This is a genomic window from Xanthomonas cissicola (assembly GCF_008801575.1).
Lineage (GTDB): Bacteria > Pseudomonadota > Gammaproteobacteria > Xanthomonadales > Xanthomonadaceae > Xanthomonas > Xanthomonas cissicola.
Map to the genome: position 1 here is coordinate 1 of NZ_VZPL01000224.1, position 740 is coordinate 740.

The 740-nt window shown below is 56.5% G+C and carries 1 protein-coding gene and 1 pseudogene; one reads left to right on the forward strand and one right to left on the reverse strand.

Annotated features, from left to right (window positions below; genetic code table 11):
- Positions 1-175, forward strand: a 175-nt coding sequence (locus F7R02_RS25715) for a helix-turn-helix domain-containing protein (protein ID WP_235857340.1), incomplete at its 5' end; no start/stop codon positions are given.
- 244 nt (positions 176-419) lie between these two features.
- Here F7R02_RS25715 and F7R02_RS25720 read toward each other — a convergent pair.
- Positions 420-740 (reverse strand): annotated as a pseudogene (locus tag F7R02_RS25720) (type III effector); the annotation flags it as partial.

Here is a 740-nt window from a genome sequence, read left to right on the forward strand (position 1 = left end):
GGGTATTGAGCTGGCGAAGGCCAGACACAAGTACCGTGGCCGCCCGGCCGATCCTACCGTACATGCTCGTATCGTCGCTTTGCGCAGTCGTGGGGAAACCATCGCCAGCACTGCGCGCCTGGCAGGCGCGAGCGTCACTACCGTCAAGCGTGTGTGGGCCGCTCACTGCGCGTAAGGTCACGGAAATGATTACCGGGAGTAGAGCGCCGTGAAGTAAGGCAGGTCTTCAGTTGGAGATGGCTCCGGGTCCGCTGGGAACTCACCAGTAGCGGATTTGACCCTTGAGTGATAGCAGGGCGAGTTAGCAACCGTGCGGGCGGCCTTTCGAGTGCTGTAATGTGGAATCAAACTCAGGTCTTCGCTCTGCATTCAACCCAGCGCCAATCATTGTGGCGGGCCGTGGGGTTATGGACACATGCTCAGGGTGTAATCCCCTTTTTGGAGTCCATTCCCAAGGGATCCCAAATTGCAAGGCGATGGGTTGACCCGATACCAAAAAAACTTGCAGCAGAGACTTTCTTGGAAGGCAAGTTGTTTTTATCTGCATATCTATCAACAGCGCGTTGAAGGAGGGATGATGCACCGGTATTGCAATTCCCGACCTTGTCGGTTTTGTGCGGCGGCAGTCTCTGAAATCGCGGCGTGGCAGCCAGCACGCGATTACGGCGCGCAACATCCACTTTGACTTCCGGGTTTCGCAACGGAACTCCTGTTCCATTGCGCCCTAACAGCTCATCCTG